The organism is Frondihabitans cladoniiphilus (genome assembly GCF_039544345.1).
Taxonomy (GTDB): Bacteria; Actinomycetota; Actinomycetes; order Actinomycetales; family Microbacteriaceae; genus Frondihabitans; species Frondihabitans cladoniiphilus.
In genome coordinates this window covers 28,338-51,899 of sequence record NZ_BAABLM010000012.1, presented here as the reverse complement: position 1 = coordinate 51,899, position 23,562 = coordinate 28,338, and the positions used below count along the sequence as shown (strand labels likewise).

At 68.5% G+C, this 23,562-nt stretch carries 19 protein-coding genes; 15 read left to right on the top strand and 4 right to left on the bottom strand.

Annotated elements, in window-relative coordinates:
- Positions 1-175: 175 nt before the first annotated feature.
- From ABEA39_RS17890 to ABEA39_RS17860, 7 genes are all read left to right on the top strand, one after another.
- Positions 176-1,630: an MFS transporter gene (locus ABEA39_RS17890; protein WP_345377333.1), complete on the top strand. Its 1,455-nt coding sequence runs from the start codon at positions 176-178 to the stop codon at positions 1,628-1,630.
- Between the two features lie 66 nt (positions 1,631-1,696).
- A complete protein-coding gene (locus ABEA39_RS17885; RefSeq protein ID WP_345377332.1) occupies positions 1,697-2,596 on the top strand; it encodes an ABC transporter substrate-binding protein in 900 nt (299 codons plus the stop codon).
- Positions 2,596-3,624, top strand: a complete 1,029-nt coding sequence (locus tag ABEA39_RS17880; RefSeq protein WP_345377331.1) for an ornithine cyclodeaminase family protein — start codon at positions 2,596-2,598, stop codon at positions 3,622-3,624. The genes ABEA39_RS17885 and ABEA39_RS17880 overlap by 1 nt, the downstream gene beginning before the upstream one ends.
- Positions 3,621-4,334 carry an aspartate/glutamate racemase family protein gene (locus tag ABEA39_RS17875; RefSeq protein WP_345377330.1) on the top strand — a complete coding sequence of 238 codons (714 nt, stop codon included), beginning with the start codon at positions 3,621-3,623 and terminating at the stop codon, positions 4,332-4,334. Before ABEA39_RS17880 ends, ABEA39_RS17875 begins: the two co-directional genes overlap by 4 nt.
- A 205-nt stretch (positions 4,335-4,539) precedes the next feature.
- Complete coding sequence (locus ABEA39_RS17870; protein WP_345377329.1) at positions 4,540-5,154, top strand: DedA family protein; 615 nt, start codon at positions 4,540-4,542, stop codon at positions 5,152-5,154.
- Complete coding sequence (locus ABEA39_RS17865; RefSeq protein ID WP_345377328.1) at positions 5,151-6,548, top strand: sensor histidine kinase; 1,398 nt, start codon at positions 5,151-5,153, stop codon at positions 6,546-6,548. Before ABEA39_RS17870 ends, ABEA39_RS17865 begins: the two co-directional genes overlap by 4 nt.
- 4 nt (positions 6,549-6,552) lie before the next feature.
- Positions 6,553-7,242 carry a response regulator transcription factor gene (locus ABEA39_RS17860; protein WP_345377327.1) on the top strand — a complete coding sequence of 230 codons (690 nt, stop codon included), beginning with the start codon at positions 6,553-6,555 and terminating at the stop codon, positions 7,240-7,242.
- On the opposite strand, the gene ABEA39_RS17855 is transcribed toward ABEA39_RS17860, so the two are convergent.
- Both ABEA39_RS17855 and ABEA39_RS17850 read right to left on the bottom strand, forming a co-directional pair.
- Complete coding sequence (locus ABEA39_RS17855; RefSeq protein ID WP_345377326.1) at positions 7,239-8,255, bottom strand: LacI family DNA-binding transcriptional regulator; 1,017 nt, start codon at positions 8,253-8,255, stop codon at positions 7,239-7,241. The genes ABEA39_RS17860 and ABEA39_RS17855 overlap by 4 nt on opposite strands.
- Before the next feature lie 64 nt (positions 8,256-8,319).
- On the bottom strand, positions 8,320-9,552 hold the full coding sequence (locus tag ABEA39_RS17850) for a Gfo/Idh/MocA family protein (RefSeq protein WP_345377325.1): 1,233 nt from the start codon (positions 9,550-9,552) through the stop codon (positions 8,320-8,322).
- Between the two features lie 264 nt (positions 9,553-9,816).
- Here ABEA39_RS17850 and ABEA39_RS17845 point away from each other — a divergent pair, with 264 nt between their 5' ends.
- Genes ABEA39_RS17845 through ABEA39_RS17830 form a run of 4 tightly spaced genes read left to right on the top strand, consistent with a single transcriptional unit; the run spans position 9,817 to position 16,034 of the window.
- Entirely contained in the window at positions 9,817-11,079 is a 1,263-nt protein-coding gene (locus ABEA39_RS17845; protein ID WP_345377324.1) for an ABC transporter substrate-binding protein, read from the top strand.
- Between the two features lie 15 nt (positions 11,080-11,094).
- A complete protein-coding gene (locus ABEA39_RS17840) occupies positions 11,095-12,030 on the top strand; it encodes a carbohydrate ABC transporter permease (protein ID WP_345377323.1) in 936 nt (311 codons plus the stop codon).
- A gap of 3 nt (positions 12,031-12,033) precedes the next feature.
- Entirely contained in the window at positions 12,034-12,960 is a 927-nt protein-coding gene (locus ABEA39_RS17835; protein WP_345377322.1) for a carbohydrate ABC transporter permease, read from the top strand.
- Positions 12,961-13,016: 56 nt separating this feature from the next.
- On the top strand, positions 13,017-16,034 hold the full coding sequence (locus ABEA39_RS17830; RefSeq protein WP_345377321.1) for an alpha-mannosidase: 3,018 nt from the start codon (positions 13,017-13,019) through the stop codon (positions 16,032-16,034).
- 164 nt (positions 16,035-16,198) lie between these two features.
- On the opposite strand, the gene ABEA39_RS17825 is transcribed toward ABEA39_RS17830, so the two are convergent.
- Both ABEA39_RS17825 and ABEA39_RS17820 read right to left on the bottom strand, forming a co-directional pair.
- Positions 16,199-18,052, bottom strand: coding sequence for a glycoside hydrolase family 2 protein (locus ABEA39_RS17825; protein WP_345377320.1), 1,854 nt, complete (start codon positions 18,050-18,052; stop codon positions 16,199-16,201).
- Positions 18,053-18,119: 67 nt separating this feature from the next.
- Complete coding sequence (locus ABEA39_RS17820; RefSeq protein ID WP_345377319.1) at positions 18,120-19,133, bottom strand: LacI family DNA-binding transcriptional regulator; 1,014 nt, start codon at positions 19,131-19,133, stop codon at positions 18,120-18,122.
- A 156-nt stretch (positions 19,134-19,289) separates the two neighbouring features.
- Here ABEA39_RS17820 and ABEA39_RS17815 point away from each other — a divergent pair, with 156 nt between their 5' ends.
- From ABEA39_RS17815 to ABEA39_RS17800, 4 genes are all read left to right on the top strand, one after another.
- Complete coding sequence (locus tag ABEA39_RS17815; RefSeq protein ID WP_345377318.1) at positions 19,290-20,603, top strand: extracellular solute-binding protein; 1,314 nt, start codon at positions 19,290-19,292, stop codon at positions 20,601-20,603.
- Positions 20,596-21,531: a carbohydrate ABC transporter permease gene (locus ABEA39_RS17810; RefSeq protein WP_345377317.1), complete on the top strand. Its 936-nt coding sequence runs from the start codon at positions 20,596-20,598 to the stop codon at positions 21,529-21,531. The genes ABEA39_RS17815 and ABEA39_RS17810 overlap by 8 nt, the downstream gene beginning before the upstream one ends.
- Positions 21,531-22,436 (top strand): carbohydrate ABC transporter permease, encoded by a 906-nt coding sequence (locus ABEA39_RS17805; protein WP_345377316.1) that lies wholly within the window; start codon positions 21,531-21,533, stop codon positions 22,434-22,436. Before ABEA39_RS17810 ends, ABEA39_RS17805 begins: the two co-directional genes overlap by 1 nt.
- A 61-nt stretch (positions 22,437-22,497) precedes the next feature.
- Entirely contained in the window at positions 22,498-23,556 is a 1,059-nt protein-coding gene (locus ABEA39_RS17800) for a family 43 glycosylhydrolase (protein ID WP_345377315.1), read from the top strand.
- The last annotated feature ends 6 nt before the right edge of the window (positions 23,557-23,562 follow it).

Below are 23,562 nucleotides of genomic sequence, written 5' to 3'. Positions count from 1 at the left end.
GGCTGTCTTTGGAGGCCTGAAGTTACGGGCATCCACTTGCCTCGTAACAAAGCGTTTCCTCCCCGAAACCAGCCGGAAACACCTTTTCGTATACAAAAGAGTGTCCCCGGATGCGATACTGATTCTGATGTCAGCGATCGGTCCTCCACACCTCTTTCCGTGCCTGGAGTCGCAAATGACTGCTGTGACCCGCTCCACCGCTCCGACCCGCTCTTCGCTTCCCGGCGACGCCTCTTCCCGTAACGGTGTCGCCTCCGCCCTCGACTCCATCGGCTTCACCCGCGCCCAGTTCGCGGTGCTCATGCTGATCCTCGCCGGCGAGTTCTTCGACACCCTCGAGCAGAACTCGGTCGGCGCCATGGCCACCAACATCAAGTCGTCGCTCTCGATCGGCGACCTGCAGTTGACCACGATCAACACGGCGACCGTCATCGGCGGTCTCATCGGACGTTTCGTCGCCGGTTGGCTGGCCGACCGCTACGGTCGCCGCTTCTCGCTCAGCCTCAACCTGCTCGTCTACACGCTCGGCGGCCTGCTCAGCGCCGTCGCCTTCAACTACGACATGCTCCTCGTCAGCCGGCTCATCGTCGGCATCGGCGTCGGCGGCGAATTCATGATCGGCATCGCGATGCTCTCCGAGATGGTCGCGACCCGCTACCGCGGCGGCCTCATCGCCACCATCAACGTGGGTGCCGGCGGTATCGGCAACTTCATCTCCTACGGCTTCTTCCTCCTGCTGCTGGGCCCCCTGGCGGTTCCGCTGGGCGGGAACGACACCGTCTGGCGCTGGTCGTTCGCGATCCTCGCCATCCCCGCGCTCTTCGTGGTCCTGTTCCGCCGCCGCCTGCCCGAGACGCCGCGCTGGCTCCTCTCCCAGGGGCGTGTGGACGACGCGAACCGCTCGCTCGCCATCCTCGCGTCCTCGTCGCTGCGTCCCTCCGCCGCGTCCAAGTCGCCGGTCACCCTCACCGAGGCCGACCTTTCGCCGGTCGCCCTGCACTCCTCGCCGGCCGCCGTGTTCCGCCGCAACGTCCTGGGCCGGACGATCTCCATCGGCATCGCCTCGTGGATGGCCTTCGGGTCGCAGGTCACGCTGAACTTCCTCATGCCGACCCTTCTGGTCGAGCGCGGCTACTCCGTCTCGCAGAGCCTGCTCTACACGATGATCATGAACATCGGTTCGCTGCTGGGATGCACGGCCGCCGCCCTGATCGCGAACCGGGTCGGTCGCAAGGCGGCCGTGACCACCGCCGGCATCCTCGGCTGCCTCACGGCGCTCGCCTTCGCGGGCTTCGGCAACGACACGGCCCTCATCCTGGTCCTCGGCGCCCTGTTCCAGTTCTTCACGATGGTCACCAACACGACGCTCGCCGCCTGGACCGCCGAGGTCTACCCGACCGCGATCCGTGCCTCCGGCGCCTCGATCGTCAACGGGATCGGCAACATCGCCGGCGCCGTCATGCCCTTCCTCGCCATCGCCCTCTACGGCCACTTCGCCTTCGCCGGCGTATTCGGCCTGGCGGCCCTGATGTACGCGATCCTCGTCGTCGCCTCCCGGTTCGCACCGGAAGCCCGCGGCCGCTCTCTCGAGGACGTCAACGAGAACGCCCTGGTCGCGAGCCAGGTCTGAAGCCCCCTCGGGCGGGCCGGAACCTCCGGCCCGCCCATCACCCCCCGAACTCCTCTGGAGGAACACATGGACACCCTGAAGATCTCGGCCACTGCGAACGGCCTCAACTACCTTCCCGAGTACGTCGCCGATCAGGGCGGCCTGTTCGCGGAGCGCGGCCTCGCCGTGTCCGCCGTGGCCCGCGACCCGTGGACCGGCGTCGTCGACGACATCGAGTCGCGGGAGGCGGACCTCGCCCTCGGCGGTCTCTGGGTTCCCGCCATGTACGCCGGCACCCCCCGCAAGCTCTCCGTCGTCGGCCAGCTCAACCACATGTTCCCGATGACCATCGTCGCGCGCAACGAGACCTCGCCGATCTCTCTCGACTGGCTGGCCGGCAAGGTCGTCCTCGCTCCCGGAGCCGGCGGGAGCGCACCGTACGAGTTCACCGCCGGCCTCATCCGCGAGGCGGGCTTCGACGTCTCGAAGACGCGCTTCGTCCGCGACCTGTCCACCGCGATGCTGATCGAGCTCTACCAGGGCGGACTCGGCGACGCGATCATCCTCGACCTGGTCTCGGCCGAGGAGCTCGTCGCCGCGGGCGGTGGCACCATCGTCTTCCGCCACCTCCAGTCCGGCGGCGTCATGCCGAACAGCGTCTACTACTGCGTCTCGGAGCGGGTCGACGAACTGGGCGACCGCATCGAGCGCTTCATGGACGGCATCGCGGCCGCGATGACCAAGATCACGTCGCACGAGGCCGACGCGGAGATCGAGGCCGTCCTGGCCGCGCGCTGGCCCGACAAGGACAAGGCGCTGCTGCGCCGCGCCGTCGACGAGATGGCCGAGGGCGGCGTGTGGGACTCCGCAGTCGTCGACCGGGACGCCTCCGACCGATGGATGACGATCCTGTTCGACGGCGGCCTCACGACGCACACCCCGTCGCTCGAAGAGCTCCTCGGCGCGCGCGCCGCGGTCGACGCCTGATGACCGTCGTCCTCGGCGCGTCGGAGATCGGCGCTCTGATCGGGGCCGTCGACGTCGTCGAGGCGGTCGAGGCCATCCACGCCGATCTGGGCTCCGGCGCCGCGCGGCAGCCGGCGCCCACCGCCCTCACCGGCGCGGACGACGCGATCTTCCTGCCCATGTCGGTCCGCTCGGACCGCCTCGGCCTGGTCGCGGTCAAGCTCATGGCCGACATCCCGGCGAACGGCGACCGCGGGCTGCCCACGCAGCGGTCGACGATCCTCGTGTCGTCGTCGGTCACGGGGGAGTGCGTCGCGGTGCTCGACGGCATGGCCATCACCCGGGCCCGGACCGCCGCCACCTCGGTCGTGGCCACCCGCCACCTGGCCCGCAGCGACAGTCGGACCCTCGGCCTCATCGGGGCGGGCAACCTCGCCATCGAGCACGTGCGGGCCTTCGCCGCGACCCGGCCCTTCGACCGCATCGTCCTCTGGTCCCGCTCGTCGACGACCGTCGACCGGTTCCTGCGAGAGGTCGGCGGCGACCTGCCCGGGCGCTGCGTCCTCGCATCCGGGCCTCAGGAGGTCGTCGAGGAATCCGACGTGCTCTGCACGCTCACCCCGTCGGTCGACCCCATCGTGCTGGGGGACTGGCTGCACGAGGGCCAGCACGTCAACGCGGTCGGCGCCCGTCCTCGGCCGACGCACCGCGAACTCGACGGCCGAGCCCTGGCTCGGGCCACCGTCTTCGTCGACAGTCGGGAGACCGCCCTGGCCAAATCGGGCGACCTGCTCGTAGCCATGGCGGAAGGGACGATCCCGAAGGACGCCCACTACGCCGAACTGGGTGAAGTCATCGCCGGGCGAGCGACGGGCCGCTCGAGCGCCGACGAGATCACCGTGTTCGACTCGGTCGGTCTCGGAGCGCAGGACCTCGCCGTGGCGGCGTGCGTCATCGAACTGGCCCGGAAGAGGGGGATCGGAACGCCGGTGGCGATCGCGCCCGGGTCGTCGGCCACCTTCGCACCGCTCACGGGGGTGGCCTCGTGATCCGCATCGCCGTCGTGAACTGCAACACCACCGAGTCGATGACCGAGACCGCCGCGTCTCGGGCCCGGCTGGCAGTCGGGCCCGACGTCGAGATCGTCGGCATCACCCCGGCCTGGGGAGTCGCCTCGGCCGAGGGCTGGTACGACAGCTTCATCAGCGCCGCCGCCGTGCTCCAGACCCTCGAGACCCTGCCCGACGACATCGACGGCGTCGTGATGGCCGGCTTCGGCGAGCACGGTCGCGAGGGCGCCCGAGAGCTCCTCTCGATCCCCGTCGTCGACATCACGGAGGCCGCTGCGCACCTGGCGATGCCCCTCGGCCGTCGCTACGGAGTGGTCACCACCGTGCGTCGCGCCGTCGGGCAGATCGAGGACAGCCTCACGACCGCAGGCCTCATCGACCGATGCGCCGCGATCGAGGACACCGGGCTCGGGGTCCTCGAGCTCGACGAGGACCCCTTCGCGACCGCCGAGGCGTTCGTCGAGGCCGGGCAGCGCGCCATCGCCAAGGGCGCCGAGGTCATCTGCCTCGGCTGCGCGGGCATGGCGGGCCTCGAGGAGCACGTCCGCGACCGCCTGCCGGTGCCGGTCATCGACGGCGTGGCCGCGGCGGCCGCCCTCGTCGAGACCCTGATCCGTCAGGGGCTCTCGACGAGCAAGATCGACTCCTTCGCCACGCCGCTGGCGAAGCGCCGGAGCTGGAGCGTCTGAGGCGCCCCGGCGGGGATGCCTGCCTGGTCGGCGCCGACGAGCGACTCGCCGTGCCCGGAGGGTACGGCGTCACCCGGAACGTCCGACCTCGCCGCCGGCCGGGGTAGGGCTGCCCCTACCCCGACTCGGTGGGCACCCCCGTTCTCCTGAATCGAACCGATCCGTAGCGTCGTAGACGTCGCCACACCAACAGATCGGAACCGACATGGAAGCGTTCACCCATCTCCTCCTGGCGGGGGCCGCGTCCCCGCTGATCCTCGTCGCCGTCTTCCTCGTCGTCGCGATCGACGGCTTCTTCCCGCCGGTGCCGAGCGAGACCGTCGTCGTCGCGCTGGCCTCGATCGGGTTCGCGACCGGAGCCCCGAGCCCGTGGCTCGTCCTGCTGGTCGCGGCGGCCGGTTCGTTCGTCGGAGACAACGTCGCCTTCGCCATCGGCCGTCGTCTCGGCATCGACCGCTTCCGCTTCACTCGCGGCCCGCGCACCGCACGCCTGCTCCGGCGTGTGCGCGGAACCCTCGAGGCCCGGCCCGCGTCGACCGTTTTGACGGCCCGCTTCGTCCCCGTCGGTCGGGTGGCCGTCAACGTCCTCGCGGGGTCGAGTGCGTTCCCCCGGCGCCGGTTCATGCTCCTCAGTGGTGTGTCCGGGGTCGTTTGGGCCACCTATTCCATCCTCATCGGAGTCCTGGCCGGCGCCTGGCTCCACGACCGACCCCTCCTCGGTGCGATCCTCGGTGCCGCCGCCGCTCTGGGTATCGGCCTGCTCGTCGATCGACTGCCCCGGCAGCGCCGGGCGCTGCGACCCGCCAGGATGGGCTCATGACCGACGTCCCGACCCCCTCGCCGCGGCGATTCGGGTATGTCGGCCTCTGGCGTGCGCTCCCTCGTGAACTGGCCTTCCTGCTGACCGTGCTCCCCGTCGCGATTGTCACCTGCGTCGTCGGCTGGACCGGCCTCGCCCTCGGACTCGGCCTCGCGATCGTCTGGATCGGCCTGCCGATCGGTGTCGCGACCCTTCTCCTGTCCCGCCGCTTCGGCGAATTCGAGCTCCGCCGCCTCCGTCTGGCCGGCCGGCCGGCGATCGCAGCCCCCGACTGGAGCCTACGCCATCGCGGTCAGGGCATCTGGCGCCGGGCACTCGTCGTCCTCGTCGACGGTCGCACCTGGAGCTACTGGGCGCACGGCGCGATCGTCCAGCTCGTCCTCGGCACGATCACCTGGTCCATCGGCCTGGTCTGGATCGTGCTGGCCCTGGGCGGTCCGACCTATTGGTTCTGGGGTCGATTCGAGTCGCACGGCGACGGCGAGATCTGGCTGCACACCGTCGTGCTCGAGGGATTCCCCGGCTACACGGCCGAGCGGAGCCAATCCGGACTGTTCGTGGGCGAGAGCGTCTTCTTCGCCGTGGTCGGCGTCGTCTTCCTGGTCACGCTGCCGCTCGTCGGGCACGGCCTCGTCCTCCTGCACCAGGCCGTGGCCCGTGGGATGCTCGGCGAGGGCGAGTCCGCAGCCCTGCGTCGCGAGATCTCCGCCAGCGAGTCCTCGCGGGTGTCCGCGATCCTGGCCGAGGACGACGCCCTCCGCCGACTCGAACGCGACATCCACGACGGTCCGCAGCAGAGCCTCCTCCGGGTGCAGTACGACCTGTCGAGTTCGATCCGAGCGCTGTCGAGTGACGACGAGACCCTGCGGCCGCTGCTCGAGAGCGCTCTCGGCCTGACCAAGGACACGCTCCACGAACTCCGCGAGCTCTCGCGCGGAATGGCTCCGCCCCTGCTTCAAGACCGGGGTCTCGCGTCGGCGATCCGGTCGCTCGCGTCCCGCAGTCCCGTCCCGACGACGGCTGCCGTCGACCTCACGGTCGGCGAGGTCGATCTCGGCCCGGTCGAGCGCAGCGTCTACTTCGTCGTCTCCGAGCTGCTCGCGAACGTCGCCAAGCACTCCGGAGCGACGGCCGCCTCGGTCACGATCCGCGCCACCGTCTCGACCGGGCTCCGCGCCCGTCGGCGTCGGGACCTCGTCGTCGAGGTCGTCGACGACGGTCGCGGCGGTGCCCGCGAGGTGTCCGGGCACGGGCTCAACGGAGTTGCCGCACGCGTCACGGGTCTTCGAGGCACGCTGGTCGTCGACAGCCCCGGGGGCGGACCCACCCGGGTCACGGTGACCCTGCCGGTCGGGAGCGCTTCAGGTACGGAACTCGCGGCGCCCCTACGCTGAGGCGATGCCGTCCTCCGCCTCCGAATCCGTGCCCGTCGAACCCGTCGCCGTCGTGCGCGTCGTCCTCGCCGACGATTCCGTCCTCCTCCGCGAGGGAGTGGCCCGGCTCTTCCAGGAGGCGGGTTATCACGTCGTGGGCACCTACGGGGATGCCGATTCGCTGATGGCCGATCTCGACCGGACCAAGCCCGATCTCGCAGTCCTCGACATCCGGATGCCGCCGACCTACCGCGACGAGGGCGTGCGGGCGGGGATCGCGATCAAGGCCGTGCATCCCCCGGTCGGGGTCTTGCTCCTCAGCCAGTACACGGAGGCCGAGTACGCCGCGGATCTGCTCGACACCGGGGCCGCCGGGGTCGGCTACCTGCTGAAGGACCGGGTCTCGTCGCTCGACGAGCTGCAGGACGCGGTCGAGCGGATCGTGGCCGGCGGAACCGTGATCGACGAGCAGATCGTACGGGAGCTGCTCGCCCGTCGCCACGACCCGCTCGAACGGCTGACGCCCCGCGAGGTCGAGGTGTTGTCGCTGATGGCGGAGGGCCGCACCAATCAGGGCATCGCCGACGGCCTGCACCTGGCCGTCGCGTCGGTGGAGAAGCACACGACGTCGATCTTCCAGAAGCTCGACCTCGACGACTCCGGGGCGGCGCATCGTCGAGTGCTCGCCGTACTGGCCTGGCTCCGGAAGGACTAGTGCTCGCAGCCGCAGGACTCCCGGAGGATCAGCTTCGGCGGGTGCAGGGGGTGCTCGGTCTGCCTGCTGGCCGCCAGATCGAGGACGGCTGTGACCGCCTCCACGGCCATGGCCTTCACCGGCTGCTGGACGGCCGTCAGGCTCGGTGAGGTGTACTCCGTGTCTTCGGTGCCGTCGAAGGAGACGATGGCGACGTCGTCCGGCACCCGGAGACCGAGTTCATGCAGGGCTCGGAGGAGGCCGAGCGCCTGCATGTCCGAACTGACGAACACCGCTGACGGATAGTTCACCGACGAGAAGAGGCGCATGCCCCCCTCGTAACCGCCGGCACGAGACCACGGTTCGCGGGCGATGGGGCCGTCGGGGAGCCCCGCGTCTCGGGAGGCGGCCAGCCAGCCGCTCTCGCGGAGTTCGGGGTTGCCGCCGGACCCGCCGCCGATGATCAACCCGATGCGCGCATGGCCGTGGCCGATCAGATGGGTGACGGCCTCGTAGGCCCCGGCGTACGCGTCGACACCGATGCTGACCGTGCCGGGCCCCTTCTCGAGCACGCCGAGGACGACGGTGGGGATGCCCTGCAACGAGGGGACGGCCAGGTCGGGCCGCGCCATCGACGAGGTGACCAGGAGCCCGTCGATCTGACGTTCGGCGAGATGGGTGATGGCGCGGTGATCCGACTCGGGATCTCCGTCGCTGTTGATCAGGAGCACCATGTAGCCCCTCTCGGCGGCTGCGACCTCGAGGGCCACGGCCCACGCCGCGTAGAGGGGGTTGTTGATCTCGGGGAGGACGAGGCCGAGCGTCTTCGTCGTGCCGGTCCGCAGCGCGCGCGCGCTGAGGTTGGGCCGATAGCCGAGCGTGCGAATGGCGTCGGCCACCCGTTTTGCCGTGGCCGGTGCCACGGCTCGCGGGCCGCCGTTCACGACGTAGCTGACCACCGCGCTGGACACGCCGGCGTACCGGGCGACATCCGATCGGGTGACCTGACGAGGGGCGGGCTCGGAGACGGACATCCTCACCCTTCCTCTTCGCCAGGCAACCTGACCGATGTCGCACACCACACCGGCGTGCTCCGCATCAGTGCGATTCTGAGGCGAGTTTAGCCGTCGAGACGAGCGCGGCCGGTGCGTCTCCGTGGTCGGGGACGACGAGTCGCTCGCCACCCTGCAAGGCGGATCGGTGGGCGATGATGCCCGGCAGGGTGAAGCGCGCCGCCACCCAGGCGTTGACGGGCGGCAGGGTGCCGTCGACGACCGCGCGGACGAAGTCGTCGACGAGGAAGTGGTGGCTTCCCTCGTGGCCGCTGGGCATGCCGTGGAAGACCGAGGGGAGACGGTCGATGTCGTGAACCGTCGCATAGCCGGACACGAACGCGTCGCGCAGCTCCGGCGCGACGTTCTGCAGCGAGGGGTCGTCGTGCGACATGCTGGCCTCGGCCCGGAGGTCGTCCGAGACGTCCGTGACGTCGTGCTTGTCCTGCCACAGGCTCACCGTGGCGAGCTGCTCGAAACTGGCCTCGGTTCCGAAGTAGCGGAAGCGCGACTCGCGGATCTGAGACGGGTAGCCGACCCGGCGCATCTCGTTGATGCGCATGACGCCGCCGTTGTCGAGTTCGAAGAGAGCACTCGCGTTGGAGAAGTCGTTGTCGAACTGGCTCACCTCCTTGTCGAAGACCCCGTCGCCGCGGTCGTCGCGGACACCGATGCAGCTCACGCTGACGGCGTGGCCGGGAATCGCGCCGAGGACTCCGCCGATGGAGTGCGTCGGGTAGAGCATGGGCGGGTAGCTCGCCGTCTTCTTCCACTCCTCCCCGCCGCTGTATTGGTAGGCGGCGTAGAAGCCGAGATCCATGTCGTGCACGTAGTCTCCCTCGGCGTAGAAGATCCGCCCGAACGCGTTCTCCTCCACCTTCTTCCGGGCGAAGACGGTGGCGGGGTTGTAGAAGCTCGTCTCGCCCATCATGTAGGTGAGGCCGGTCTCGCGGACCGCCTCGATGATGGCGGCGATCTCGTCCTCCGTGATGGCCATGGGCACGGCCGAGTAGACGTGCTTGCCGGCATGCAGCGCCCGCACGACGAGCGGCCCGTGCGACCAGCGCTGGGTGAAGATGGCGACGGCGTCGACATCGGTCTCGAGGAGAGCGTCGAACGATTCGACGACACCGGCCAGGTGCTCACGCTCGACCAGGTCGCGAGCCCGCTCGGGGATCACATCCGTCACGTACACGTCCGAGACGTCGGGGTGGACCTTGAAGAGCGTCGCGAACTGGCCGGAGAACTGGCCAGCGCCGACGATTCCGAGGGAGATCATTTGGTGCCTTTCGTCTTTGAATGGGGGATCGCGCCGCCGTCGATCCGGCACGTCTTCGGCTCGAGGGCACCGGTAAATCAGTGGCGGAATCATGCGGATCTACACGAAGCGCTTTTCAAAAGTAGTGGTGAAATCGGTCAAGTAAAAGTCTTGCAGAAAAAATAGTTACTCGTGTAGATTCCCACACATCGTCCCGATGCCGCGACTCGATGACCGAGCTGCCGTCCGCGGGGTGACTCAATCGCATCCACAGAAGGAATGACAATGAAGTCGAAAACTGCTCGCGTCGGGGCGCTGATCCTCACGGCAGCCACAGCAGCGGCCCTCCTCACCGGCTGCTCGTCGGGCGCCGGAGGCTCGTCCGGCGGCACGATCCAGGTGGAGACCGGATTCGCGTCCGGATCCGATCTGCTCGCGACCTTCACCAAGGTGACGAACGCCTACGAGAAGTCGCACCCCGGAGTGAAGTTCAACCTGATCCCGTCCTCGACGAACTACGAGCAGGATCTGAAGGTCAAGCTCGCATCCCACGACGTCCCCGACATGTGGTGGACCCACGGCTGGTCACGCGACCGCTACTCGAAGTTCCTCGAGCCGTTGCAGGACCAGTCCTGGAACAAGGACGTCAACCCGCAACTCGACGCCGCCATGAGGACCTCGTCGGGCGCGATCTACGCCCTTCCGCTCGACACCGACGTCGCGGGCATCCTCTACAACAAGTCGGTGCTCACGAAGGCGGGCGTCGACCCCGAATCCCTGACCTCCTGGTCCGCCTTCGACGCGGCGGCGGCGAAGATCAAGGCGACGGGAGTGACTCCGATCGAGGTCTCGGGAAAGGCGAACGGTCCGGCGGGCAACCTCATCGACTGGATCGCCCCCGGCAAGTACACCGACGCTCAACTGGCATCGCTCAAGGCAGGTACGTTCGCGGGATCCGTCTACAAGCCGATCGTCGACCAGGTCGAGTCGTGGCGCGCGGCCGGCTACATCAACCCGGACTACTCCTCGGCGACGCAGCAGGACATGTCGAAGGCCCTCGGCGCAGGCCAGGCCGCCTTCATCTTCCAGCAGAACAGCGTCGCGGCGGATGCCCTGACGACGTCGCCCGACGCCCAGCTCGGGTTCCTCCCGGTGCCGTCCGACACCGGCAAGCCGTACCTGATCGGCGGTGAGATGAACGCCTTCGGCATCTCGAAGACCTCCAGCCACCTGACGGAACTCAAGGCCTTCCTGAAGTACCTCGCCCAGCCGGCGAACGACTCGGCGCTCGCCAAAGCGGCGGGCTCCGCTGCAGGGCTCACGACGTCCACGAGCGACCTCGGTGCCCTGCAGACGAGCTATGACCAGTTCGTCGTGAAGGACAAGACCCGACTGGTTCCCTACTTCGACCGGGTCTACCTCCCCAACGGAATGTGGAACACGCTCGTGACGACCACCGACTCGGTGATCACGGGGCAGGCCCAGCCGGCGGAGGCCGTCAACCAGGTCGGCACCGACTTCAAGAGCCTCTACGGGCAGAACAAGTAAGGGCACGGGTCGCTCATGGCCGACACACCCGCCGCATCTCGGGTGACCGGAGCCCCGGCGGCTCGCCCCTCGCGCAAGCGAGGGGCGGGCCGTCCGGCCCGCGTCAACCTCTTCTACGTCCCCGCCGTGGTCCTCCTCGGACTCTTCACGGCCTACCCTCTCGTCCGGGGGATCCTGCTCTCGTTCCAGAACTGGGACGGGTATTCCCCGGACATGACGTTCGTCGGCCTGGCGAACTACGCTCGACTCTTCACCGATCAGGTGTTCCGCACCTCGTTGCTCAACACGTTCGTCTACGGGTTCGGCAGCACCCTCGTCCAGCAGGTCCTCGGTCTGGCTCTCGCGGTCGCGTTGGACCGCGCGCTCCGAGGCCGCAACGTCGTCCGGGCGATCATCTACCTGCCCGTCCTCGTCTCACCGGTGATCATGGGCACGATGTACTACCTGCTGTTCCAGTACAACTCCGGGACGATCAACGACATCGTCATCGCGTTCGGAGGTCATCGCCACGCTTGGCTCTCCGACTCGGCCACGTCGGTCGCGCTGATCGTCCTGGTGAACTCGCTCCAGTTCGTCGGCATCTCGATGATCATCTACCTGGCCGGACTGCAGTCGATCCCGGCAGAGCTGCAAGAAGCCGCCATGCTGGACGGCGCCGGGGGCTGGAAGCGGTTCTGGGGCGTCACACTGCCGCTCCTCCAGCCGGCCTTCGCCACGAGCATCGTGCTGAATCTCATCGGCGGACTGAAGCTCTTCGACGTGATCCAGGTGCTGACGGGCGGTGGGCCCGGCTACTCGACGAACTCCGTGTCGACCTTCATCGGCAAGGCCTACTTCGACAACCAGAGCGCGGGATACGCGTCAGCCATGGGGGTCGCCCTGTTCGTGCTGATCATCGTCTTCACACTCGTCCTCAACCTCTTCCTCAACCGACGCCGCCTGGAGATGTGACCCATGACCGCACTCGACAACGCAATCGGACTCGACCCCGGCCGGACCGAGGCGGTCGCGACCGACGGACCACGTCCCGACCGACCGGCCGCACGGCTCCGCACCAAGAGGCGCGTGACTCCGGGCGGGGTGGTCCTCATCGTCGCCCTGGTCCTCATGTGCGTGCTGCAGCTGGCCCCGTTCTGGATCGCGGTGACGACGGCCCTAAAGTCGGCGAGCGACACCTCGCTGCAATTCGCCCTCCCGCTGACCCGCCTGACCTTCTCCAACTTCGTCACGGCGGCGGTGGACGGCGGGATCCTGCGGGCCATCGGCAACAGCGTCGTCATCACCGTCGCGTCCACCGTGCTCACCTGCCTGATCGGAGCCTTCGCGGCGTATCCGCTGGCTCGACGCTCGTCGGGCCTCAACCGGCTGGTCTTCGCCGGGATCGTGGCGCTGATCATGGTGCCGCCGCTGAGCATCCTCGTGCCCCTCTATTCGTTCCTGGCACAGTTGCACGGCACGAACACCTACTGGGGGATCATCCTCGTGATGGTGACCGGCCAGCTGCCGCTGGCGATCTTCCTCTACTCGGCGTTCATCCGGTCGATCCCGGTCTCGCTCGAGGAGGCCGCGGCCCTCGACGGGGCCTCGACGATCCAGATCTTCACGCGTATCGTCCTGCCGCTCCTGAAGCCGGTCACCGCGACCGTCGTCATCCTCACCAGCGTCAACGTCTGGAACGAGTTCGCCCTCTCCGGATACCTCCTGACGAATCCGGGGATCCGGACCATCGCGCCCGCGATCGCCTCGTTCTTCTCGCAGAACAGCAACAACCTCGGAGCGGCGGCGGCGGCCTCGCTGATGGCGGTCGTGCCGGTACTGATCGCCTACCTCTTCCTCCAGCGCTTCTTCATCAAGGGAATGGTCGCCGGAGCCGAGAAGTAGTCCGCCTCGAGGCCCACCCCCAGCCCCGCGACCAAAGTCGATACAAGAGAGACCCGATGACCCAGGAAGCCAACCCCAACGGCCGAGTCCGACTCGACGAGGCCGAACTCGCCCTCCTCCGCATCCGTCGCTTCACCGCGTTCCGGATCCGGCCCCACGTCTACGCCGAGACCCGCCCCGCTCGGGTGCGGTCGTGGACGGTGGGCGGCGAACCCGTCCCGTTCGACGTGGCCGTACGGCAGGACTTCACGCCTTTCGAGGCGGGAGACCGGTGGGGGAGGCCCTGGGACACCGTGTGGTTCGAGGTCGAGGGGACGGTGCCGGAGGGGTGGGAGCCCGATGAGACCGAGCTGGTCGTCGACCTCGGGTTCGTCGACGAGCAGCCCGGGTTCCAGGCGGAGGGGACGGCCTACCGGCCGGACGGCACGATCATCAAGGCGATCGAACCCCTCAACGCCTGGGTGCCGCTTCCCGCCGGAGGTGCGTTCCGCATCCTGATCGAGGCGGCCGCGAACCCGGTCGTCCAGGTACCCGGCCAGTTCGAGCCCACCCCCATCGGAGACCCCGCGACCTCGGGAACCGAGCCGTACTACGCGCTCGGTGGCATCGACGTCGCTCGGCGGGATCGGACGGTGTGGGAGCTCCTCCACGACGTCGAGACCTTGCTCGGCCTCGTCGACCACCTTCCGACGGCGGGCGTCCGGCGAGCGGAGATCGTTGCGGCTCTCGAGCGGGTGGTGGACGAGATGGACCCGGACGACATCTCCGGGACCGCCGCCCGAGGGCGCGAGGTCCTGGAGAGCGTCCTTGCGAGTCCGGCCGTTCCGAGCGCGCTCGTCGTCTCCGCCGTGGGTCACGCCCACATCGACAGCGCCTGGCTCTGGCCCACGCGCGAGACGGTCAGGAAGGTCGCTCGTACCTTTGCCAACGTGCTCGACCTCATCGATCGCGACGACCGGTTCGTCTTCGCGGCCTCGTCCGCCCAGCAGTACAAGTGGTTGCGCGACAGCCAACCGGAGCTGTTCGAACGGGTCCGTGTCGCGGTCGCGAACGGCAGGATCCGTCCCGTGGGCGGCATGTGGGTGGAATCGGACACCAATATGCCCGGGGGAGAAGCGCTCGTCCGCCAGTTCGTCCTCGGCAAGAAGTTCTTCCTGGCCGAATTCGGCATCGAGACCGACGAGGTCTGGCTCCCCGACTCGTTCGGTTACTCCGCCGCGCTGCCGCAGATCATGAGGTCGGCGGGTGCCCGCTACTTCCTCACGCAGAAACCGTCGTGGAACGAGACGAATTCGATGCCCCACTCGACCTTCCTGTGGGAGGGGATCGACGGATCCCGCGTCTTCACGCATTTCCCGCCAGCCGAGACGTACAACTCCGACCTCGGTGCGGCCGACCTCGCTCGCAGCGAGAGCGTCTTCAGCGAGAAGGGGCGGACCAGGAAGGTGCTCGGGCTGTTCGGCTACGGCGACGGCGGTGGAGGGCCGACCCGGGAGATGCTGGCGACCGCTCGGCGGAAGGCCGACCTCGAGGGCTCGGCCCGGGTGGAGCTGACCGACCCGCACACCTTCTTCGTCCAAGCGGAGGCGGACCTGGCCGACCCGGCCGTCTGGTCCGGCGAGATGTACCTCGAACTTCATCGCGGCACTCTGATCTCGCAGCACAAGACCAAGGACGGCAATCGCACGAGCGAAGCGCTGCTGCGGGAGGCCGAGCTGTGGGCCGCGACGGCGAGCATCGTCGCCGGCTCGGAGTACCCGTATGACGACCTCGAGGGCCTCTGGGAGACCGTGCTCCTGCAGCAGTTCCACGACATCCTGCCGGGTTCGTCGATCGCCTGGGTCCACCAGGAGGCGGAGGCGAACTACGAACGCGTCGCCGCACGTCTCGAGGAGATCGTCGCCGGCGCGCTCGCATCCCTCGCCGGTGACGGTCGCCAGGAGCTCTTTGCGAACGCGGGTCCGCTCGACTCGCGCGGCGTGCCTCGACTCGGCATCGGGCCGGGCCCGGCGCCGATTCGGGCGAAGGTGGTGGAAGGCGGCGGCCAGTGGGTCCTCGACGACGGCTCGCTCCGGGTCGCGATCGACCAGCGAGGGGTGATCGCCTCGCTCCGCGACCTCGTCGCCGATCGCGAGCTGATCCCCGACGGGCAGGCCGGGGGAGTCCTGCAGCTGTTCAGGGACACTCCGCGCGAATGGGACGCCTGGGACATCAACCAGGAGGACCAGCGCAGTGTCCGGGAGCTCACCGACCCCGTGTCCGTCGAGGCCGCCGACGATTGCGTCCGCATCCGCCACCGGATCGGCGACACGACCGTGCGAGTCGAGATCGGCCTCGTCGACGGCCGGCTTTCGTTCGACTTCGACATCGACTGGCACGAGAAGCAGAAACTGCTCAAGCTGTCGTTCCCCGTCGACCTGCACACCGATCGGGCGGCGTCGGAGATCCAGTTCGGGCACGTGTTCCGACCGATCCACCGCAACACGTCGTGGGACACGGCGCGGTTCGAGACCGTCGCCCACCGCTGGATCCACATCGGCGAGCCCGCCTACGGGGTCGCCATCGCCAACCGGACGGTCTACGGTCATGACGTCCGAACGCGAGTCGGCCCGGGCGGGCGCCCGTTCACCGAGGTGCGGCTGTCGCTCCTGCGGGCGCCGCTCTATCCCGACCCGACGGCGGACCAGGGGCGACACGAGTTCTCCGTCACGCTGCGCCCAGGAGGAATCCCCGAGGCGATCGAAGACGGCTACGCCCGACATGTTCCGCTCCGTCGGGTGATCGGCCGACCCGTGGAGTCGTTGATCGAGTTCTCCGAGCCTGCGGTCGTGGTGGAGAGCGTGAAGCTGGCCGAAGACCGATCGGGCGACGTCGTCGTGCGGATCTCCGAGGCCCACGGCGATCGGGTCCGGTCGACCGGACGCACCTCGTTCGCCTGGACACGGGTGGAGCCGACCGACCTTCTCGAACGGCCTCTCGGCACCGCCGACCTTCCTGTCCGTGCTGTGGACGGGGAGGTCGACGTGAGCCTGCGGCCGTTCGAGTTGCAGACGCTCCGCTTCACGCGGTCGTGAGGCGGGATCCGGCCGGGAGGATGCCCACGGCTCAGGCGGGGAGGAACCCCCAGGCGACGCCCTTCGACGTGGCCGGGACGGTCCGAAATCCCCCCTCGCTCGGCACGGTCTCGATGCCCTGCGTCTAGGTCGCTGCGACGGGGCCGCTCGGAAGGGCGGCCCCGTCAGTCGTCGCCGCGCATGATCGCCGCGATGCGCTCGACCGGGATCTTCGGGGTGCGATCGGCGCCGACGAGCCCGTTGACTTCCTGGCCGGTGTCGGTGAGCTGGGTGTAGCAGTAGCCCGCCAGGAACCGGCTGGCCTGGACCGCGCAGAGGAGCTCGTGGACGCGCTCGGCGAAATCGGCCGCGTTCGTCGCCTGCGAGTAGCCCCAGCCGTCCGCCTCCGAGTCGTCGACGGCGAACTTGACGCCACCGAATTCCGTGAGCATGACGGGTTGACCCCGGTCGACCACGCCGTCGAGGAGGATCCGTCGACCGGCCGGCCCGAACCCGCGCAGCAGTCGGCCGCGGGCCGCCTCGTCGAGATAGCGGGCTCGCACGACCTCCCCGGACGCCTCGTAGTCGTGGATCGACACGATGTCGCTGTTCTGGTGCTCCCAGCCGTCGTTCGAGATGACCGGGCGAGTCGGGTCGAGCGCTTTCGTGGTGTCGACCAGGGCACGCGAGAAGGCCTGCTGCGCGGGGTCGTGGGCGATGTGCTGCACACCCCAGCTCTCGTTCACCGGCACCCAGGTGACGATCGAGGGATGCGAGACGTCGCGCTCCACGACGTCGATCCACTCCTTCGTGAGACGGGAGACGGCGGTGGGCGAGAACTCGAAGGCGCCGGCGACCTCGCCCCAGACGAGGAGCCCGAGACGGTCGGCCCAGAACAGGAACCGCGGGTCCTCCACCTTCTGATGCACCCGCGTGGCGTTGAAGCCGAGTCGCTTGATCAGTTCGACCTCCTCGCGGAGCGCGTGGCGGGTCGGCGCCGCGAGGTGGCTCTCGGGCCAGTACCCCTGGTTCAGCACGGACCGCACGTAGTACGGCCGGTCGTTCAGCAGGAAGGCGCCCCGGTCGGCCGCGGTGGAGCGGAGCCCCAGGTACGACTCGATGGTGTCGAGCATCCCGCCGTCACGCTCGAGGGTCACGGTGGCGTCGATCAGCGTCGGCGTCTCCGGGCTCCAGAGCAGCTCCTCGTAGCCCTGCCCGTTGAGCTGGGCTGGGAGGACGACGGTGGTGGTGGCACGGGCGGACGTGACCGGGACGCGCACGGTTCCGAGGGGCTCGCCGCCGTTGCGGAGGGCGACGGTGGCCCAGGTGCCGGGCTCGACGTGGCCGCGCAGCCGGAGCTCGACGCGCACCGAACCGGTCGGCAGGTCGGGCACCCACCGCACCCGGTCGAGCGAGAGCACAGGGACCGCCTCGAGCCAGACCGTCTGCCAGATGCCGGTCGTGCGGTGGTACCAGATCGAATGCGGATCGAGCTTCCAGTCCTGCTTGCCGCGGGGCTGCGAGACGTCGCTCGGGTCGTCTTCGGCCCGGACGACGATCGTGTGCGTCGTCGACTCGCCGGCCTGGCGGACGAGCGACGTGACGTCGAACGCGAACGGGGTCTGACCGCCCTCGTGCTCGCCCAGGAGGAACCCGTTCCACCACACGGTCGCCCGGTAGTCGACGGCGCCGAAGTGCAGCAGGAGGCGCGGCGAGGCCTCGTCCTGACCGGCCGCGCGGAGGTCGTCGGCGGTCACCGTCCGCTGGTACCAGACCACCCGATGGAAGCCCGTGTCGCCGATGCCGGACGCGGGGGACTCGGGCGGATACGGCACCGTGATCCGGGCCGCCGTGTCGAGGCCGGCCGCCCACCCCGCATCCAACCCTCGGTCGTCGTCGTCGTGCCGGAAGCCCCAGACGCCGTCGAGGTCCGCCCAGTGCGGGCGGACGAGCTGGGGGCGGGGGTAGTCGCCGCTCTGGCGGCTGGCGCCGAAAGCGGGAGAAGTCGTCGCGGCACCGTTGCCGAGGTCGTTGTCCATGAGGCCAGTGTGGCGCAAAAGTACAGCGCTGTAAATCCGGAATCGCCCATCGCGCGATTCGTGAGCCTCAGGAGACGGCGGGGGCGCTCTCGCGCAGGACGAGCTCGAAGTCGGCGACGCGGTGGCGCCCGATGCCGTCGTACCCGTCGATGCGCTCCTCGAGCATGTCGAGCGCCCAGGTCGCGAGCGTGCGGGTGTCGGGGCGGATCGACGAGAGGCTGGGATGCACCAGCGCGGCCATCGCGACGTCGTCCCAGCCGGTGACCGCCACATCCTCCGGCACTCGGAGACCGCGCTCCTGCAGGGCGCGCAGGGCCCCGAACGCCGCCAGGTCGTCTCGGCAGACGATGGCGTCGAACTCGAGCCCGTGGTCGAGGGCCTCGCGGACGGCCTGCGCCGATTCGCCGGCGTTCACCGAGCGGCTGGCGATCAGCAGCGACAGGTCGAGGGGGAGGCCTGCCTGCTCGAGACCGTTCTGGTACCCGATGAGGCGGACCTTGGACGTCTGGGTCTGACTGCCGAGTTCATGTCCGAGGAAGGCGATGCGACGCCGGCCCAACCGGGCCAGGTGGCTGGTGGCGGCTGCTGCGGCGGCGATGTTGTCGATCATCACGTGGTCCACGCTCAGCGGAGCCGGCCCCTCGCCGAGGAGGACGAACGGGACGTCGCCGCGATGCTGCGCGATCTCGGCGGACGAGAGCAGTGACGGCTGGAAGATGACACCGTCGACGAGGCCGCCCTCGGCCGCCGACACCACGGCGCGCTCGCCCTCGAGGGTGCCGGAGGTCTGCTCGAGCAGCAGGCGGTAGCCACGATCGGACGCCAGCTCGGAGATGAGGTGCGCCAGTTCGGAGTAGTAGGGGATGCTCACGTCGCTGAAGACGAGGGCGAGCATGCCGCTTCGCCCGGTCGCGAGGCTCCGGCCGGACGCGTTGGGGCGATAGGCCAGGTCGTCGATCGCCTGCTGGACCCGCAGCCGTGTCTTCTCGCTCACGTGCTCGTAGCCGCGGACGACGTTCGAGACCGTCTTCATCGACACGCCCGCGACATCGGCGACGTCCTGCAATCGCGTCTTGGCCATCGCAGTTCCTTCCCGCTCGGGGCGGTGTTATCTTCGTCCGCCGGAAACAATTCGAGACTAGCGGCTTGACACAGAATTTACAGCGCTGTAAATTCACTGCCAGCCCGGTCGACATGGCCGGACTCACACTCGTCGTACTCAAAGGAGAGCAGAGAGATGCGTAGAACCATCGTCCAGCGAGCGGTCGCCACGGCGGCCGTCGTCGGCCTGGGCGTCGCCCTGGCAGGCTGCAGCAGCGGAGCGAACGCGACCAGCGGGAGCGTCAGCGGAACCGCCTACACGGGCCCCAAGGTCACCGTCACTTTCTGGAACGGGTGGACCGGCGGCGCGGCCCCGGTCCTGGTCCCCAAGTTGATCTCCCAGTTCAACTCGGAGCACAAGAACATCCAGGTGAAGGACGTCCCGATGCAGTGGGCGGACATCTCCTCCAAGCTGCCGCTCGCGGTCAAGGCCGGGAAGGGCCCGGACGTCGCGGTCGCCCACGGCGACGACGTGGCCACTTACGCCGCGGAGGGCCTCCTGCTCAAGAGCGACAAGATCGTGAAGAGCCTCGGCTACACGGCCTCCGACTTCCCGAACGGGCTCTTCGAAGGCAACCAGTACAAGGGCTCCCAGTACGGGATTCCCTGGAGCGTGACTCCGCTCGGTCTGTTCGTCAACAAGTCGGTCGTCTCCAGTGCCGGTCTCGACGCCTCGACGACGCCGACCGACGCGTCCGCCTACACCAGCAACCTCGAGGCCTTGAAGGCCAAGGGCGTGCAGGGGGAGTGGGTGGACGGCTACGTCTTCACCGGCACCTTCGAGTTCGAATCGCTGCTCTGGCAGTACGGCGGCGACCTCTTCAACAAGGGCGTCACCCAGGCCACGTTCAACTCGGACGCCGGCGTGAAGGCACTGACGCACATGACCGACACGATCAAGAACGGCTACAGCCCGGCCAACGTCGCCCAGGACGGCGACATCAACGCCCTGATCAAGGGCCAGACGGCCTACGACTGGAACGGCGTCTGGCAGACCACGAACGACGCGTTCAAGGGCGTCGACTGGACCGCCGCGCCGGTGCCCCAGATCGGCACCGAGAAGGCCGTCTGGTCGTCGTCGACCGACTGGACCTTCTTGAACAACAAGGGGCAGGACTCCAACAAGACCGCCGCAGCCGCGACGTTCGTCAAGTGGATGAACGACCACTCGTCCGGCTGGGCGGCCACCGGCGAGCTCCCCGCCGCCAACAAGGTCCGGAACGACCCGCAACTGGTCGCGAACTACCCGAACCTGAAGCCCTTCCTCGAGGAGCTGCCGTACGCGCACTACGAGACGGTCTCGCCCGGCATCACGAACGCCGAGGCCCAGATCACGACCGCGGTGAACGAGGCGATGCTCGGCAAGAAGACGCCGAAGCAGGCCCTCGACGACGCGGCCGCCCAGGCCACCAAGCTGCTGCAGCAGAACGCGCAGACCTACGGTGGCTGACATCCTCCCTCGCCCGGCCGCACGGACCTCGCGGTCCGTGCGGCCGGGAGCCCGGCGTCGCACGGCCATCGCCTACCTCTTCCTGGCGCCGTTCCTCGTCATCTTCGTGGTGTTCGTCGTGGCGCCGGCGGTCTACGGCCTGTGGATCAGCCTCCACCGGTGGAACTCGCTCGTCCCCATCCGCCCGTTCGTCGGGCTGAAGAACTACATCGACCTGTTCACGCCCGGGTCGACGACCTCGGGCGACTACTGGCAGAGCATGGGTGCCACCGGCATCTTCACCGTCTGCAGCGTGCCCTTCCTCGTGATCGTGCCGCTCGTGGCCGCGGTCCTCCTCAACCAGAAGATCAAGGGCACCACCGTCTTCCGGGGCATCTTCTTCGCCCCCTACGTGCTCGGCGTCGCCGTGGTCGGCGTGATCTGGAAGTACCTCCTCGACCCGCAGTCGGGTGTGCTCAACCACCTCCTCGGCCTGATCGGCCTGCCGTCGAACACGCCCTGGACGGTCGACGTGCCCTGGGCCTGGATCTCCCTGGTCGGAATCACCGTCTGGTGGACCTCGGGGCTCAACACCGTCATCGTCCTGGCGGGGCTGAAGGGCATCAGCGCGGATCTCTACGAAGCCGCCTCGCTCGACGGAGCCGGCCCGGTGCGCCAGTTCTTCACCGTGACGCTGCCCGGACTCCGGCCGGTCATGCTCTTCGTCACGACCACGACCATCCTCGCCTCGGCCAACATGTTCGGCCAGTCCTTCCTCCTCACGAAGGGCGGCCCGGGCAACGCCACCCGCACGGCGATCATGTACATCTCCGACGAGGGCCTCTCCCAGGGCCAGATGGGCGCGGCCTCCGCCATGAGCTACCTGCTCTTCGCGATCCTCGCCATCATCAGCATCGTCAACTTCCGACTTCAGCGAGAGAAGGCGTGATGGCCGACATCGTCCAGACCAGGCCCACGACGTCCGCACCCGTCCGCGCGCTCGGCATCCCCCCGCAGCGGAAACGCCCCCGACGCAAGACGGTCTCGACCACGACGCTCTACGTCGTGCTCGGCATCATGTGCCTGGCCATCATCGTGCCGATCGTCTGGATCGTGCTGACCTCGTTCAAGACCGACTTCGACGCGATCAAGAACTCGGCATCCCCCATTCCGCATCCGTTCACGACCAACGCCTACAAGACGCTCGCGAGCGGACAGCAGCCGATCTTCCGCTGGTTCCTCAACAGTCTCGCGGCGGGCGCCCTGCAGACGGCGATCATCCTCGTGACCGCGTCGATGGGGGCCTACGCCCTGGCGCGGCTCGAATTCGCGGGCAAGAAGATCGTCTTCGGGGCGATCGTCGCGACGCTGCTCGTGCCGCCGGTCATCTTCCTGATCCCGAACTACCTGATCGTCGAGAACCTCGGCTGGCTCGACAGCATCTGGGCGATCACGATCCCCGGCTCGGCGGGCGCCTTCGGCATCTTCTTCCTGCGGCAGTTCTTCTCCGGCCTGCCGGCCGAGATCGAGGAGGCGGCGAGGATCGACGGGGCCGGCGACCTGCGGATCTTCCTGCAGATCATCATCCCGCTGTCCCGACCCGCCCTCGCCACCCTGGCCGTGCTGAGCTTCCTCGCGAACTGGAACGACTTCCTCTGGCCCGTCTACGTGCTGCTCAGCCCCGAGCACCTGACGCTCCAGCCCGGCCTGTCGATCCTGTCCGGCGCCTACTCGACCCACTTCGGAATCGTCATGGCCGGCGCGGTGATCGCCTCGATCCCCGTGCTGATCATTTTCACCCTCGCCCAGAGGCAGATCGTCGACAGCGTCGCCTCCTCCGGCGTCAAGGGCTGAACCCCCACCGCACCACCCTTCCCCGTTCGACCGAGCGGGCGTTCGCAAAGGAGCGAATCGCATGAAGAAGAAGCACGTCATCACCCTCGCCGTGGCCGGTGCCCTGATCGCCGGGGGCGGGATCGCCGTCCCCGCGATCACCGCGGCCGCGGCTCCGAGCTGCACTCTCAGCAACCCCATCACGACCGGCGCCGACCCGTCGATCTGGTTCCGCAACAACACCTACTACCTCGTGCAGTCCGACGGCGCGCGGTCGATCACGCTCCGCGCCGCCTCGACGGTGAACGGTCTCTCGACGGCGGCTCCCCAGATCATCTGGACGTCGCCGACCGGCACCGACCACAGCGCCGAGACCTGGGCGCCCGAGATCGAGTACCTGAACGGGCAGTGGATCATCTACTTCGCGGCGGCGATCGACAACGGCGGCGACCCGGCGACGAACAACACGCACCGCATCTTCGCCATCACCGCGAACACGCAGGACCCGACGGGGGCCTGGTCGTACTTCGGGAAGATCGCCGACAGCACGAACCAGTGGGCCATCGATCCCACCGTCTTCTCCTACAACAGCAACTGGTACATGCTCTGGTCGGGCACGCCGACGAACAACGGCGGTACCGCCCCGCAGCAGATCTACATCGCGCACATGAGCGACCCGTTGCACATCGACCAGGACTACCGGCGCCTCATCGCGAACCCCGACCAGACCTGGGAGACGAGCGTGCAGGCCATCGAGGAGGGCCCCGAGGCCTGGATCGGGCCGAACAACAAGCTGACGATCGTCTACAACGCCAACGCCAGCTGGACCACGTCGTACGCGCTGGGGGAGCTGGTCTACAACGGCGGCGACCTCACGACGTACCAGTCGTACACGAAGAAGGGGCCCGTCTTCTCGTCCGGCGGCGGCGTCTACGGACCCGGCGGGGAATCAATCCCCGTGCCCGGTGCGAACGGCGTCAACTGGAACGTCTACCACGCCAAGACGACCACCACCCAGGGCTGGGACGACCGGAAGATCTACGCGCAGCCGGTGCCGTGGAACGCGGACGGCACGCCGAACTTCGGCACTCCGACCGGCAACGCCGGCTACAACGAGGCCTCCGAGCAGCGCTGCAACTGACACGCC